At 58.6% G+C, this 14,688-nt stretch carries 16 protein-coding genes and 1 pseudogene; 5 read left to right on the top strand and 12 right to left on the bottom strand.

The window, feature by feature from the left end; translation table 11 throughout:
- Window positions 1–143 precede the first annotated feature (143 nt).
- Both AC07W7_RS22535 and AC07W7_RS22530 read left to right on the top strand, forming a co-directional pair.
- Entirely contained in the window at window positions 144–1,301 is a 1,158-nt protein-coding gene (locus AC07W7_RS22535) for a phospholipase (RefSeq protein WP_495040165.1), read from the top strand.
- 179 nt (window positions 1,302–1,480) lie between these two features.
- Entirely contained in the window at window positions 1,481–1,669 is a 189-nt protein-coding gene (locus AC07W7_RS22530; RefSeq protein WP_495040164.1) for a hypothetical protein, read from the top strand.
- On the opposite strand, the pseudogene AC07W7_RS22525 reads toward AC07W7_RS22530, so the two are convergent.
- The 8 genes and pseudogenes from AC07W7_RS22525 to rplM all read right to left on the bottom strand — a co-directional run.
- Window positions 1,647–1,862, bottom strand: a pseudogene (locus tag AC07W7_RS22525) (hypothetical protein); the annotation flags it as partial. The gene AC07W7_RS22530 and the pseudogene AC07W7_RS22525 overlap by 23 nt on opposite strands.
- Window positions 1,863–1,967: 105 nt before the next feature.
- Window positions 1,968–2,381 carry a ClpXP protease specificity-enhancing factor gene (locus AC07W7_RS22520; RefSeq protein WP_057438071.1) on the bottom strand — a complete coding sequence of 138 codons (414 nt, stop codon included), beginning with the start codon at window positions 2,379–2,381 and terminating at the stop codon, window positions 1,968–1,970.
- Window positions 2,382–2,398: 17 nt separating this feature from the next.
- Complete coding sequence (locus AC07W7_RS22515) at window positions 2,399–3,016, bottom strand: glutathione S-transferase N-terminal domain-containing protein (RefSeq protein ID WP_027604841.1); 618 nt, start codon at window positions 3,014–3,016, stop codon at window positions 2,399–2,401.
- A 150-nt stretch (window positions 3,017–3,166) separates the two neighbouring features.
- Window positions 3,167–3,946: a cytochrome c1 gene (locus AC07W7_RS22510; protein WP_076964027.1), complete on the bottom strand. Its 780-nt coding sequence runs from the start codon at window positions 3,944–3,946 to the stop codon at window positions 3,167–3,169.
- Window positions 3,946–5,157, bottom strand: coding sequence for a cytochrome b (locus tag AC07W7_RS22505; protein ID WP_076964028.1), 1,212 nt, complete (start codon window positions 5,155–5,157; stop codon window positions 3,946–3,948). The genes AC07W7_RS22510 and AC07W7_RS22505 overlap by 1 nt, the downstream gene beginning before the upstream one ends.
- Complete coding sequence (gene petA / locus AC07W7_RS22500) at window positions 5,157–5,750, bottom strand: ubiquinol-cytochrome c reductase iron-sulfur subunit (RefSeq protein WP_076964029.1); 594 nt, start codon at window positions 5,748–5,750, stop codon at window positions 5,157–5,159. Before petA ends, AC07W7_RS22505 begins: the two co-directional genes overlap by 1 nt.
- 267 nt (window positions 5,751–6,017) lie before the next feature.
- Window positions 6,018–6,410 (bottom strand): 30S ribosomal protein S9, encoded by a 393-nt coding sequence (gene rpsI / locus AC07W7_RS22495; RefSeq protein ID WP_003171743.1) that lies wholly within the window; start codon window positions 6,408–6,410, stop codon window positions 6,018–6,020.
- Between the two features lie 14 nt (window positions 6,411–6,424).
- Window positions 6,425–6,853 (bottom strand): 50S ribosomal protein L13, encoded by a 429-nt coding sequence (rplM, locus tag AC07W7_RS22490; protein WP_029291908.1) that lies wholly within the window; start codon window positions 6,851–6,853, stop codon window positions 6,425–6,427.
- Between the two features lie 248 nt (window positions 6,854–7,101).
- Between rplM and AC07W7_RS22485 the strand changes: the two genes are divergently transcribed.
- On the top strand, window positions 7,102–8,142 hold the full coding sequence (locus AC07W7_RS22485) for an NADP(H)-dependent aldo-keto reductase (RefSeq protein ID WP_099167569.1): 1,041 nt from the start codon (window positions 7,102–7,104) through the stop codon (window positions 8,140–8,142).
- 112 nt (window positions 8,143–8,254) lie between these two features.
- Here the strand turns inward: AC07W7_RS22485 and AC07W7_RS22480 are convergent, their stop codons facing one another.
- Entirely contained in the window at window positions 8,255–9,391 is a 1,137-nt protein-coding gene (locus AC07W7_RS22480) for an acyl-CoA dehydrogenase family protein (protein ID WP_076964031.1), read from the bottom strand.
- Window positions 9,392–9,611: 220 nt separating this feature from the next.
- On the opposite strand from AC07W7_RS22480, the gene AC07W7_RS22475 reads away from it, so the two are divergent.
- Window positions 9,612–10,532 carry a GlxA family transcriptional regulator gene (locus tag AC07W7_RS22475; protein WP_169866093.1) on the top strand — a complete coding sequence of 307 codons (921 nt, stop codon included), beginning with the start codon at window positions 9,612–9,614 and terminating at the stop codon, window positions 10,530–10,532.
- A gap of 172 nt (window positions 10,533–10,704) precedes the next feature.
- Here AC07W7_RS22475 and zapE read toward each other — a convergent pair whose 3' ends face one another.
- The 3 genes from zapE to AC07W7_RS22460 all read right to left on the bottom strand — a co-directional run bounded on the left by zapE (window position 10,705) and on the right by AC07W7_RS22460 (window position 13,888).
- Complete coding sequence (gene zapE, locus AC07W7_RS22470; RefSeq protein WP_495040163.1) at window positions 10,705–11,799, bottom strand: cell division protein ZapE; 1,095 nt, start codon at window positions 11,797–11,799, stop codon at window positions 10,705–10,707.
- A 79-nt stretch (window positions 11,800–11,878) separates the two neighbouring features.
- Window positions 11,879–13,234, bottom strand: coding sequence for a tryptophan--tRNA ligase (locus tag AC07W7_RS22465; protein WP_099167565.1), 1,356 nt, complete (start codon window positions 13,232–13,234; stop codon window positions 11,879–11,881).
- Window positions 13,235–13,258: 24 nt separating this feature from the next.
- The gene (locus AC07W7_RS22460; protein ID WP_076964035.1) at window positions 13,259–13,888 is read right to left on the bottom strand and encodes an alpha/beta hydrolase; all 630 of its coding nucleotides are present in this window, start codon (window positions 13,886–13,888) and stop codon (window positions 13,259–13,261) included.
- 147 nt (window positions 13,889–14,035) lie between these two features.
- On the opposite strand from AC07W7_RS22460, the gene AC07W7_RS22455 reads away from it, so the two are divergent.
- Complete coding sequence (locus tag AC07W7_RS22455) at window positions 14,036–14,473, top strand: Z-ring associated ZapG family protein (protein WP_076964036.1); 438 nt, start codon at window positions 14,036–14,038, stop codon at window positions 14,471–14,473.
- Window positions 14,474–14,688: the final 215 nt, after the last annotated feature.

The following is a 14,688-nucleotide window of genomic DNA, read 5'->3' as shown; positions in this document are numbered from 1 at the left end:
AGGGTAGACGCGGTCGAATGCAGGCATCTCGAAGTCATTTTTAGCAAGCGCCTTGACGTAGGAAATTATTCCTCTACTCTCTCAATAACTGTATATACATACAGTTATCAAGGAAGATTCCTACGACATAGCAAGGAGCTAACATGTCAGAACTTGAATCGGTCATTACCCGCAAAACCCTCCCCTCCCTGCGCTTTGAAGGCGGCGAGCACACCGCCATTGGCGATGACACCCAGCTGCGTTTCGTGCAGGGCGCGCCCTCTATTCCGGGCGCGCAAGTCCAGCTTCACCTGCCCAACGGCCTGGCCCTGACCTATGGCCAGATCATCTCCCTGGGCGGTGACTTCTACGGGATTCCCGGCCAACCCATCAGTGACGGTGCATCACCCGCCGAGCGCGTGCAGCGTTTCACCGCCGCCTTCAACTCGCTGGCGACCTTGCCTGCGTCGCGGGAGGAAGCGGGCAAAATCCTCGCGGTGATGCAAAAGGAGATCAACGCGGTGAAGCAGGCCATCCAGGAGGGCAAACAGCCTCATGAGGCCTATGACGCCCTAGGAGATACGTTGTCCGAAGAGTGGAACCGCATCACCGGCGGCGGTAGCGTCGTTTCCGCGATGGTTCCGTTGGGGCGCTACCTGAAGCTGGCGGCCGACAATGCCGACCATTTTGGCGAATGGGCACTGTCTGCCTATCTGGCCGGGCATACCGCCGCCCTGCAACAAGCGGTGGTAGCTCACCAAAGCGGCAGTGGCCAGCAACTGGAGCTGGCTTATGCCATGAACAGCTTTGCTGATCACTTCTTGACCGACCTGTTTTCCGCCGGGCATCTGCGCGTGCCGCGCAAGCAACTGGCGGCCGTGGTCACGCCTGGTGAACTGGGTTCGTTGATCAGCCGCTTTATGCACGATGAAGACAGCAAATTCGGGCTCAATGTACGCAATGCCCTGGGCGACCAATGGCATGCCTATGGCGACAAGCGCTATTTAGATAGCAACGACGCCGCCAACCGCACCCAGGTCAAACGTGCGGTGCAGGCTTCGGCCGATGAGATTTTCGAGGCGTATACCAGCGGTATCGCGCCCTCCCCGGCCACGTTCAAGGCACCGCTGCATGTGCCGGACCTGAATGCAGCGAACAATCCGGCGAATAACTTTTCGCCGCTGTTCAAGGCCGAGGGCGACAAGGTGTTGCGGCGCAAGGACGTCAACAACCTGAATGACAAGCAGTGGACCAATGATTGGTGGGGGTGGAGTACGTATTTGTTGCTTAAGGATTACACGCCCAATACCCCGGCCTTATAAGGACGAAAGCCCCATGCGCGCAGACGAGCGCGTGGGGTACCGCCTATCGGAACTGTGAGTTTTGACAGTATCGCCTCATTTCCACCCGCCCTAACGTGTTTCTGTCTTCACGAGGCTTGTCTACGCAGCGTGTCGACCAAACACATCACGATCTCTTACTGGCTTAACGAGGTTCAATCATGGCGACTAAAATTCAGGTCAAATTCAAAGGTCAAAAATACAATAAGACGTCAAACATCAGTGTTGAAGATCTGCCTAACGTAGGCGACTTTCTTAATATGGATGGTGAAGAGTTTGAAGTTATAAAAAAGACATTCTTTTACGATGACGATCTCGCCGTTCTGTTCATTGCATTTGACCTAGCCTAATAAAATCAGCCTCCCCCCGCTGCGCCTGCGCCTCTTCATGAGCCTGGCGCCAGCGCTCGCGACTATTGGTCAAATACAGCTGCATCGCCGCCCGCGCCACCTCCGAATCCTGGCAGGCAATCGCCTTATCAATCTCTTCGTGCTCGCGGCTCAGGCGGCTTATGTAATGCTGCAGGTCAGCATGGGCCAGTTGTACAACCATCGTTCTGCCGGCCTTTCCCGTGCTTTAAATCGCGTAAAAAAATACCCCGGCCAAGGCCGAGGCATTTTCAACACTCACCCGTAGGCTTGTGTTCCGTTACTTCACCACTTTCAAGCTCGGCCGGCCGCTAGGGCGCGGTGGCTCGGAATCAGGTGGCGGCAGATCATCTTCAATTTCAATCGCTTCGTCGTCTTCAAGGGACGACTCCAGATCAAACACCATGCCCTGGCCATTCTCCCGGGCATAAATGCCCAGGATCGCGCCGATGGGCACATAGAGCGTATGGGGTACCCCACCAAAACGCCCTTCAAAGCTGACCGCTTCATTGTCCATGTGCAGTTGGCGTACGGCACTGGGCGAAACGTTCAGGACAATCTGCCCGTCACTGGCAAAACCTTGTGGCACCTGTACCGCAGGGAACTCGGAATTGACCAGCATGTGCGGGGTGCAATCGTTGTCCACAATCCACTCGTAGAGCGCGCGGACCAGGTAAGGTCGACTGGAGTTCATCAACGGCTCCTTAAGCCTTAGCGCATATCGCGTTCGACGCCAGACAGACTTGCCTGGAAAGCCTCACGCGCAAACTGGCGCTCCATGTAATCAAGCAGCGGCTTGGCAGGCCGCGGCAGTTCAATGCCCAGAATCGGCAAACGCCAGAGTATGGGTAATAGGCAGCAATCCACCAGGCTTTGTTCCTCGCTGAGGAAAAAAGGTTTATCGGCGAACAATGGAGAAACGCCGGTCAGGCTCTCGCGCAATTCCTTACGCGCCTGCACACGGGCAGCTTCTTTGCTGCGGGTATCCAGAATCAGATCCACCAGCCCACACCAGTCGCGCTGGATCCGATGGATCAGCAGGCGGCTGTTGGCACGCGCCACCGGATACACCGGCAGTAAAGGTGGATGGGGGTAACGCTCATCCAGGTATTCCATCACCACGGTTGACTCCCACAACGCCAGGTCACGATCGACCAGGGTGGGCAAGCTGCCGTAAGGGTTCACTTCGATCAGTTTCGGTGGATGACGTCCCACCTCCACACTGATGATCTCGGCGCTGACACCCTTCTCTGCGAGCACGATGCGTACTCGGTGGGAATAGTGGTCGGCGGGGTCGGAGTAACAGGCCAACCGGTTGGTCACGCCCATGGCGGTCCTCCTCGCTTGTTGAAATTATCGAAAGCTCAAAAACGAGCGCGCCCAGAGGGCATCTCTCGTAACACCTGGATCAACCAGAGCGTTACCCGTTCAGAGACGTCGCTGGGCGCGCAAGATTAACAGCAATTGCCTAAGGTTGGATCAATGCACATCCTTCCAGTATTCACGCTTGAGCAAATAAGCGAATACGAAGAAGAAAGCCAGGTACAACAACACATAGGTGCCGATGCGCTGGTGTTCCAGTTTGACCGGGTTGGCGGAGTACGCCAGGAAGGTCACCAGGTTCTTGACCTTCTCGTCGAACTGCTCCTCGTTCAGCGCGCCGCTCTTGGGCACGATGGTCAGTTGATCACAGGCCTCATGGGTCAACGGCGTGCCGGTCAGTGGGTCGTATTGCTTCTTGCCGTTTTCAACGACTTGAACCTGTTTGCAGCCTACCACCTGGCGCCCTTGCAGGCCGACCAGCACGTTAGGCATACCCACGTTAGGGAAGACCTTGTTGTTCACGCCCCAGGGGCGCGTAGGGTCTTCGTAGAACGACTTCAGGTAGCCATACAGCCAGTCGGTGCCACGGACGCGCGCCACCAGGGTCAGGTCAGGCGGTGCCGCCCCGAACCAGGCCTTGGCGTCGGCCGGTTGCATGCCGATGTTCATGTGGTCGCCAATCTTGGCACCGGTGAACACCAGGTTGCTGAGCATCAGGTCGTGAGGGATGCCCAGGTCATCGGCAACGCGCTCGTAACGCTGGAACTTGGCGCTGTGGCAGCCCATGCAGTAGTTGGCGAACGTACGGGCGCCGTCTTGCATGGCAGCCTTGTCAGAAACGTCAATGTCGACTTTTTCCAGCTCGGCGCCTGCACCGGACGCCAGGGACAGGGCCGGCAGGGCAGCAAGAATCAATGCAGCGAATAATTTTTTCATCAGCCAGTCACCCTTTCCGGAACCGGTTTTGTCTTCTCGAGCCGGGTGTAGAACGGCATCAGAATGAAGTAGGCGAAGTACAGGAAGGTGCAGACCTGCGACAGCAACGTACGGCCAGGGGTCGGCGCCAGTACGCCCAGCACGCCCAGGATCACGAACGAAATGCAGAACACCCACAGCCAGATCTTGCTCAGCCAGCCCTTGTAGCGCATGGACTTGACCGGGCTACGATCGAGCCACGGCAGCACGAACAGCACGGCAATGGCTGCCCCCATGGCAATGACGCCCATGAGCTTGTCGGGGATCGCCCGCAAAATGGCGTAGAACGGCGTGAAGTACCAGACCGGGGCAATGTGTTCCGGGGTCTTGAACGCGTTGGCCTGCTCGAAGTTAGGTTTTTCGAGGAAATAGCCACCCATTTCCGGGAAGAAGAACACGATCGAGCAGAAGACGAACAGGAACACCACCACGCCGACGATATCTTTCACGGTGTAGTAAGGATGGAATGGAATGCCGTCCAGCGGAATGCCGTTCTCGTCCTTGTGCTTCTTGATGTCCACGCCGTCCGGGTTGTTTGAACCCACTTCGTGCAGCGCCAGGATGTGCAGTACCACCAAGCCGAGAATCACGATCGGCAAGGCCACCACATGCAAGGCAAAGAAGCGGTTCAGGGTGATGCCCGAAATCAGGTAGTCACCACGGATCCACTGGGTCAGGTCGTTGCCGATGACCGGGATCGCGCCAAACAGCGAGATGATCACCTGGGCCCCCCAGTACGACATCTGGCCCCACGGCAGCAGGTAGCCCATGAAGGCCTCTGCCATCAGCGCCAGGTAGATCAGCATGCCGAACACCCACACCAGCTCACGCGGCTTCTGGTACGAGCCGTAGAGCAAGCCACGGAACATGTGCAGATAGACCACGATGAAGAACGCCGAAGCGCCAGTGGAGTGCAGCAGGCGCAGGATCGAGCCGTACTCGACGTCGCGCATGATGTATTCGACGGAGGCAAACGCTTCTTCCGCCGACGGGGTGTAGCTCATGGTCAGCCAGACACCGGTAACAATCTGGTTGACCAGAACCAGCAATGCGAGGGAGCCAAAGAAATAGAAGAAGTTGAAGTTCTTCGGCGCGTAATACTTGCTGAGATGGTCTTCCCACATTTTGGTGGCGGGGAAGCGCGCATCCACCCAATCCATGAACTTGCTCATTACGCGCTCTCCTTATCGACACCAATGACAATAACGTCGTCAGATTCGTAGTTGTGCGGCGGAACCGGCAGGTTCAACGGGGCAGGCTGGGACTTGTAGACGCGACCGGCCAGGTCGTAGTGGGAACCGTGGCAAGGGCAGAAATAGCCGCCAACCCAGTCCTTGCCCAAGTCCACAGGCGCGACTTCCGGGCGGAAGGTCGGCGAGCAGCCCAGGTGGGTGCAAAGACCGACCAGCAGCAGAATCTCTGGCTTGATCGAACGCGCTTCGTTTTGGGCGTAGGCGGGCTGGTCGGAATTCTTGGACTCGGGGTCAGACAACTGGCCCTCGATCTTCTTCAGATTCCCCAGGATTTCCTCGGTACGACGAACGATGAATACTGGCTGGCCGCGCCACTCAGCAATCATCTGCTGGCCTGGCTCGATCTTGCTGACATTCACCTTCACCGGTGCACCTGCGGCTTTCGCCTTGGCACTGGGAAACCATGACCCCACGAACGGGACCGCAGCCCCCACCGCTCCTGCAGCACCCACCACGGATGTGGCTGCTACCAAGAAGCGACGCCGGCCTGCATTCACGCCGTCATTGCTCATTCAGTCCTCTCCCATCAGCTTTTTGGCCTGTTAAATCAGGCGTCTACTAAGTATTAAATCTGAACTTATAAAAATTTTGCCGAATGGTAATGAAAAGCCCCACCTCTGACAAGGTAATTACCCGCAGCCTAGCCTCCAAGCCTTGTAGTATAGGGGGTCTACGGATGTGGCAAGTTGTCACACAGAAAAAACCTACATAAAACACGGACCATAAAAAACGCCCAGCTCCGTGAGGAGGCTGGGCGTTTTTGTGGAACGTAAAGCGAATTAACGCTTCGAGTACTGCGGACGCTTACGCGCTTTACGCAGACCGACTTTCTTACGTTCAACTTCACGGGCATCACGAGTCACGAAGCCAGCTTTGCGCAGAGCGCCGCGCAGGGTTTCGTCGTACTGCATCAGAGCGCGAGTGATACCGTGGCGGATTGCGCCAGCCTGACCACTTACACCGCCACCGATAACGGTGACGTAGATGTCGAACTTTTCAACGGTCTCGGTCAGTTCCAGCGGCTGACGAACTACCATGCGGGCAGTTTCGCGGCCGAAGAAATTGTCCAGAGTGCGGTTGTTGATCGAGATGTTACCAGTGCCCGGACGCAGGAAAACGCGTGCGGTTGCGGTTTTGCGACGGCCAGTGCCGTAATTTTGAGTCGCCGACATAATGAACTATTCCGTTAAAACTTCAGTTCTTGGGGCTGCTGAGCAGCATGAGGGTGAGCAGCGCCCGCATAGACTTTCAGCTTGCGATACATGTCGCGACCCAGTGGGCCCTTCGGCAGCATACCTTTAACCGCGATCTCGATCGGGGCTTCAGGCTTCTTGGCAATCAGGCCTTCAAAGTTCGAAGACTTGATACCGCCTGGGAAACCGGAGTGACGGTAGTACATTTTGTCGCTTGCTTTGTTGCCGGTTACACGAACCTGCTCGGCGTTGATGATTACGATGTAGTCACCGGTATCAACGTGAGGGGTGTACTCAGGCTTGTGCTTGCCACGCAGACGGCTGGCGACTTCAGTGGCCAGACGACCCAGGGTCTGACCAGCGGCGTCGACGACAAACCAGTCGCGCTGAACTGTTTCCGGTTTTGCAGTAAAAGTTGTCATTCTTTAATAGCCTCAGGGGCCGCCCTGTAAATTAGACGGCGGATCTTACTGAATAGTGCGTACTTTGACAAGTCAAAGGCAGCCGGATACAGACGCTATCGGGGGCTCGGGTCAGCGCGTCCGTTCAACGGCAAGATTCTTCGGCAGGCGGCGCATCACTTCCACTGCAGAAAGAGGTGGGCAATTATGCAGATTGCGAAAAAAAATTCAACCTGCTTTTATGATTGTTTTCCCCAAAGGAGTACCCGATGGATTATCGAAAGCTGGGCCGGACCGATCTGAACGTGAGCGCGATCTGCCTCGGGACCATGACCTGGGGCGAGCAAAACACCGAGGCAGAGGCCTTCGCCCAGATTGAGCGGGCCAAAGGCGCAGGGATCAACTTCCTCGATACCGCAGAAATGTACCCGGTGCCGCCCAAGGCCGACACCTACGCCACCACCGAGCGCTACATCGGCAATTACTTCAAGAGCCGTGGCGACCGCGCCGACTGGATCCTCGCCAGCAAGGTCGCAGGGCCCGGCAACACCATCGACTATATCCGCGACGGCCAGCTCAAGCACAACCGCAAGCACATCGTCGACGCGCTGGACGCCAGCCTCAAGCGCCTGCAGACCGACTGGATCGACCTGTACCAGTTGCACTGGCCGGAGCGCAGCACCAACTTCTTCGGGCAACTGAGCTACAAGCACCAGGAAGAGCCCGACCTGACGCCACTTGAAGAAACCCTCGAAGCCCTCGACGAGCAGGTCAGGGCCGGCAAGATCCGCCATATCGGCCTGTCCAATGAAACGCCGTGGGGCACCATGAAGTTCCTGGCGCTGGCCGAGGCCCGTGGCTGGACCCGCGCGGTGTCGATCCAGAACCCCTACAACCTGCTCAACCGCAGCTTTGAAGTGGGCCTGGCAGAGATCGCCATCCGTGAGCAGTGTGGCTTGCTGGCCTATTCACCCCTGGCGTTCGGCATGCTCAGCGGCAAGTACGAAGGCGGCGCACGGCCGGCCAAGGGGCGCCTGAGCCTGTACAGCCGCTTCAGTCGCTACTTCAACCCGCAATCGGAAGCCGCGTGCAGCCGCTATGTGGCCCTGGCCCGCGAGCACAACCTGGACCCGGCGCAGATGGCCCTGGCGTTTGTGACGCAACAGCCGTTCGTAACCAGCAATATCATCGGGGCGACGACGCTTGCGCAGCTGGACAGCAATATCGCCAGTGCCGGGCTGAAGCTGTCGAAAGAGGTGTTGGAGGGGATTGAGGCGATTCAGAAGGATCATCCGAACCCTGCGCCTTGATTGACCTTTAGGCCGCCATCGCGGGCAAGCCCGCTCCCACATTTGAATGTATTCACAGATCAAAGGTGGGAGCGGGCTTGCCCGCGATGGGGCCCTCAAAAGCACCAGAGATTCAAAGCGCCCGCGCAATGATCTCCTTCATGATCTCATTGGTCCCCGCATAAATGCGCTGCACCCGCGCATCCGCCCAGGCCCGGGCGATTGGGTATTCCCACATATAGCCGTAGCCGCCGTGCAACTGCACACACTCGTCGAGCACCTTGCATTGCAGGTCAGTGGTCCAGTATTTAGCCATCGCCGCCGTGGGCACATCCAGCTTGCCTTGCAGGTGCTGCTCCAGGCACTTGTCGACAAAGACCCGGCCGATCTGCACCTCGGTGGCAATCTCCGCCAGCTTGAAGCGGGTGTTCTGGAAGTCGGCAATCGCCTTGCCAAACGCTTTGCGCTCGCGGGTGTAGTCCAGGGTCCATTGCAACGCCGCTTCGGCCGAGGCCAGGGCGCCAATCGCCACGGTCAGGCGCTCCTGGGGCAGCTCCTGCATCAGGTAGGCAAAGCCCATCCCGGCCTGGCCCAGCAGATTCTCCTTGGGCACCCGCACGTCCTGGAAGAACAGCTCGGAGGTGTCCTGGGCCTTCATCCCCACCTTCTCCAGGCGCTTGCCCTTATCAAAGCCCGGCGTATCGGCCTCGACCAGGAACAGGCTGGTGCCCTTGGCGCCGGCCTTGGGGTCGGTCTTGGCGACCACGATCACCAGGTCCGCCAGGAAACCATTAGTAATAAAAGTCTTGGAGCCGTTGATCACGTACTCATCGCCATCCAGCACGGCGGTGGTCTTGACCCCTTGCAGGTCCGACCCGGCCCCCGGCTCGGTCATGGCAATGGCCGTGACCATCTCCCCGGAAACGAGCTTGGGCAGGTACTTGTGCTTCAGCGTCTCGCTGCCGTAATGCAGGATATACGGCGCAACAATGTCCGAATGCAGGGAGAAGCCGATCCCGGTCAGGCCCAGGCGGCCGATCTCTTCGATCACCACGGTGCTGTAGAGAAAGTCCGCACCCAGGCCACCGTATTCTTCCGGCAGGTGCGAGCACAGCATCCCCGCCTCCCCCGCCTTGCTCCACAGGGCACGATCAATATGGCCCTGCTTTTCCCATTGCGCATGGAACGGCACCGCGTCTTTTTCGAGGAAGGTGCGCACACTCTGGCGGAAGAGTTCGTGCTCGGAGCTGAACAAGGTTCTGGGAATCATGGGTCACCTGCGTCGATTGTCAGACAAAAACAAGATCACAGAGCCTAAGCTGCACGGCTGTCACAGGACACTGGACACATGCGACAAAAAATAAGACGATCCAGCCGTTAGTTGACCACTTTCCCCTATAAGAATAATCGAAATTATGTCTAGCCTTGTCTCCACGCCCCTGCGGCGCGTCAGCATTTTGGCCATTGATCGGGTGTTTGCCTCCACCCTCATGCAAGCCAAGGATTTTTTCCACCTCGCCAGCCTGCGTTACGGCAAACAGCAAGGCCTGGGCCTCACGCCGGCCTTTGAAACCCGCCTGGTGAGCCCCGACGGGCAATCGGTCTGCAGCTTCAGCGATGTGATCATGCCGGTGGACGGCGGCCTGGAAAACGCCGACATCATCGTGTTGCCGGCCTTCTGGGATGACTTCGACGCCCTGAGCAAGCGCTACCCGCAGATACTGCCGTGGCTGCGCGAGCAACATGCGCGCGGCGCGGTGCTATGCGGCGAGGCCACTGGTGTCTTTTGGCTCGCCGAAGCCGGCCTGCTCGATGGCAAGGAGGCGACCACGTACTGGCGCTTCTTCAATGCGTTCAGCGAGCGCTTCCCCAAGGTCCAGCTCAACCAGGACAAGCACCTGACCGACGCCGACAACCTGTACTGCGCCGGCGGCACCACGTCGGCCTGCGACCTCTATATCTATCTGATCGAGCGTTTCTGCGGCGCCAATATCGCCCAGGCCGTGGCCCGCGACATTCTCTACGAAGTGCAGCGTAGCTACGCGCCGGGGCGCATCGGTTTTGGCGGGCAGAAGCTGCACCAGGACGTGATCATCCTGCAGATCCAGCATTGGCTTGAGGAGCACTTCGCCGACAAATTCCGCTTTGAAGACGTGGCCCGCGAACACGGGATGAGCATCCGCAACTTTATGCGGCGCTTCCAGACGGCGACCGGCGACAAGCCGCTGCATTACCTGCAACGGCTGCGGATCGAGACGGCCAAGGGCTTGCTGTCGGGCAGCCGCAAGAGCATCAAGACCATCAGCTATGAGGTGGGGTACGACGATGCGAGTTTCTTTGCGCGGCTGTTCAGGCAGCACACGGAGTTGTCGCCGAACCAGTATCGCCAGCAATTCCAGCAGGCGGCCTAACTAAAACCACACACAATCAACTGTGGGAGCTGGCTTGCCTGCGATGGCGGCAAGTCAGTCACTGATGAGCTGGCTGACACACCGCTATCGCAGGCAAGCCAGCTCCCACAATTGATCTTCATTGCTGCCCGGAGCGCATACAAAAAGGCCTGCATCACAGCAGGCCTTTTTGTTAGGGCTTGTGCGCCCGCGCCAGGAACTCGTGGGACTGCATCTCCAGCAAGCGGCTCAGGGTCCGTTGGAACTCGAAGTTCAAGCGCCCCCCGGTGTAGAGGTCCTTGAGTTCGACTTCGGCCGAGATAATCAGCTTGACGTTACGGTCATAGAACTCATCGACCATGTTGATAAAGCGCCGGGCGATGTCGTCGGTGGTGACACTCATCTGCTCGACACCGCTGAGGATCACGGCATGGAAGATCTTGCCCAGTTCGATGTAGTCGTTCTGGCTGCGCGGGCCGTCGCACAGTTCGCGGAAGTCGAACCAGGCCACGTCGTCACAGGTACGCAGGGCCATGATCTGGCGATTTTCGATCATCAACTTATCGTTTTCCACGGCCTGGGTGCATTCCGGCGTCAGCGCGCGGAAGCTCTTGCGCAGGCTTTCGTGGGCCGCTTCATCAAGGGGAAAGTGGAACAGCTCCGCCTGCTCAAGGTGGCGCAGGCGGTAATCGACGCCGCTGTCGACGTTGACGATATCGGTGTGCTGCTTGATCAGGGCAATGGCCGGCAGGAAACGCGCACGCTGCAGGCCGTCCTTGTACAGACCGTCGGGCACGATGTTCGAGGTGGCGACCAGGGTCACGCCGTTCTTGAACAACTCTTCCATCAGGGTGCCGAGAATCATCGCGTCGGTGATATCGGATACGAAAAACTCATCGAAACAGATCACCCGCGCCTCTTGGGAAAAGCGCTTGGCGATGAGGGTCAGCGGGTTCTTCTCGCCGTGCAGGGTCTTCATCTCTTCGTGCACGCGCTTCATGAAGCGGTGGAAGTGCGTGCGCGACTTTTCCTTGAACGGCAGCGCTTCAAAGAAGGTATCGACCAGGTAGGTCTTGCCGCGACCCACGCCGCCCCAGAAGTACAGGCCCTTGACCGGCACCTGGTCTTTCTTGCCAAACAGCTTGCTGAGCATCCCTGGCTTGCTCTGGGAGGCGGCGACCAGGTCTTCGTACAGGCGCTGCAAGTGACGCACCGCCGTTTCCTGGGCAGCATCATGAAAGAAGTCGGGGCGTTTCAGATCAGCTTGATATCGTTCTAGGGGCGTCATAATTTCGTTAGCAAGGCAACAAAAACGGGCCGTCACTGTAACGACGGCCCCGGATAATGGCAATCAACCCTTGGTCGGGTCAGTCTTCGATGGGCGTCAATGCCACGCGCACAGCGTCGATGGCCGCATCCCGCGCAGCACTGTCGGCAAAGGCCGGGCTGTCGGCGACACAGGCGCCTTCAAGCCACACGCTGAAGCCCAGGGCTTCACTGCGCACATCCAGCGCCTGGCCGGACTGCAACTGCTTGGTGACAGCACCCGCTGCCTTGCCGTCGGCAAAGTTGCGCGACAGCAACAGTTGCTCGCCATCGGCCGCCAGCAGGCGGAAGCGGAAGCTGCCATCGTCTTCACGGAAGCTGACAAAGCGCGCGGCCTTGACGGCCTTCTTCTTGGTGCTGGCCACCTCGGTGGACGGGTTGACGAACGAGCGCAGGCCCACGGCTTCGCGCAGCTCTTGCAGGAATGGCGCGGCGACGGCACGGGCTTTATTGGCACCGACCAGCAGCAGGTCTTCCATGTCCGAAGGGCGCGCCATCAATTGATGGTAACGCTCGCGGGCTTCGCCCAACTGGCCATCCAGCAGTTGGAACAGACGGTTCTTCGCCTCGCCCCAGCCCAGGCCATCGAGCAGTTCGCTGCGCAGCTGTTGTTCCTGCTCAGGGGTGGCGAACGCCTGGTACAGGGTGAACAGGTGCGAGTTGTCTGGGTCCTTGGCCTCACCCGGCGCGCGGGAGTCGGTGACGATTCGCGAGATCGCGTCCTTCATGTCCTTGGCGGTGGTGAACAACGGGATGGTGTTGTCGTAGCTTTTCGACATCTTGCGCCCATCCAGGCCCGGCAAGGTGGCAACGCTTTCTTCGATCAACGCCTCGGGCATGGTGAAGAACTCTTTGCCCTTGCCGAACAGGTGGTTGAAACGCTGGCCGATATCCCGGGCCATTTCCACGTGCTGGATCTGGTCGCGACCGACCGGCACCTTGTGGGCGTTGAACATCAGGATGTCCGCCGCCATCAGCACCGGGTAGCTGTACAGGCCCATGCTGATTCCGGCATCCGGGTCTTCGCCGTTTTCCAGGTTCTTGTCCACCGAGGCCTTGTAGGCGTGGGCGCGGTTGAGAAGGCCCTTGGCGGCAACGCAGGTCAGCAGCCAGGTCAGCTCGGGAATTTGCGGGATGTCGGACTGGCGGTAGAAAGTCACCCGGTCGACATCCAGGCCACCGGCCAGCCAGGTCGCGGCGATTTCCATGCGCGAGCGCTGGATGCGCTGCGGGTCATCGCACTTGATCAGGGAATGGTAGTCGGCCAGGAAGTAGAACGAATCGGCATTGGCATCCTGGCTGGCGAGGATCGCCGGGCGAATGGCCCCCGCGTAGTTGCCCAGGTGCGGGGTGCCGGTGGTGGTGATGCCGGTGAGGATACGGGTACGAGTCGTCATGGGTAATCGCTTATCAGACTGCTATCAATTTGAAAGGCGCGGCAGCACCAGATCCTTGAGATCGGTGAGCTTGCCATGAAAAAAGTGTCCACATTCTGCCACTTTCAGCAGTTCATGGGGGCGTTTGAGGGCCGCGGACCAGTCGTAGACGGTCTGCGGGTCGACCACTTCGTCGGTTTCCGGCTGGATAAGGGTCAACGGGCAGTCCTGCGGCAGCACGTCCTCATCCCGCAAACGCATGACCGCCGCCGCCACCATGAACAGGTGCGCGAGTTTTTCGCCCTTGGCCTCCAGGCGCCCGCCCAGGCTTGCGGCCACAAATCCACCGAACGAGAAACCCAGCAACGTGATGGGCAGGCCCGGGTGTTTTTCACGCAGCCAACTGGCGGCGGCTTCGGCATCGTCCACTTCACCGGTGGCCATATCGTGGGTACCCGCGCTGGCACCGACGCCACGGTAATTGAAACGCAAAGTAATCAAACCGGCATCACGGGCGGTGCGTTGCAGGGTCGAGACGACTTTATTGAGCATGGTCCCACCCTGCACCGGGTTGGGGTGGCAGATCAGCGCCAGGCCACGTGGCTCGGGGTGATCCAGGTACAAGGCTTCCAATTGGCCTACCGGGCCATCGATCAAAACAGGGGTTTCACGCATGAGCAAGGAATGAACTCCGTGACCTCTCAAGGGGTCGACTCGTCTAGCTAAAAGTCTGTGCATGGCATCATTGCGAGCTTAATCGCGGTATACAGCGCAGGTCCGAGCCGTTAACGTAAAGCAAAGCCGTTTATAGAGGAAGGACTCGTGGAACACTCGCTCTTAGTTTGGTTGTTGCCGACTCTTGCCCTGGTTGCCGGTGTCGCCATTGGATTCCTGGTTGCTCGCCTGCTGCCGAATGCCGCGCCTAACCGCACGCAGCGTCAGTTGGATGACATCCAGGAACGTTTTGACAGTTATCAGAACGAGGTTGTTACCCACTTCAACAGCACCGCGTCCCTGGTCAAGAAACTCACCCAAAGCTACCAGGAAGTACAGGATCACCTCGCCGATGGCGCCAACCGCCTGGCCCTGGATGACATCACCCGCCAGCGTCTGCTGGCCGCGCTGCATTCCGATGCCACGCAAGCCCCACGGGAACGCCTGACCCCGCCCCGGGAAAACCAGGAGCCACCCCGGGACTACGCGCCAAAGACGCCGAACGCCCCCGGCATGCTGGATGAGCATTACGGCTTGAAGAAGTAAGTCGTTTTCAAGCCCTACAAAAAGCCCGGCTGATTGATGATCAGCCGGGCTTTTTTATTGGATGTGCACAGACCAATTGTAGGAGCTGGCTTGCCTGCGATAACGGTGGGTCAGTTGATAGCTACTTGACTGACACTGCGCTATCGCGGGCAAGCCCTAATGCCAGTCAGTTAAGCGGATTCTGCTTTCTGTAGGAGCGAGCTTGCTCGCGAAGG

The sequence above is a fragment of the Pseudomonas sp. GW821-FHT01D09 genome, from assembly GCF_059422465.1.
The sequence above is the reverse complement of the archived record's forward strand: the minus strand, read 5'-3'. Positions and strand labels throughout refer to the sequence as shown.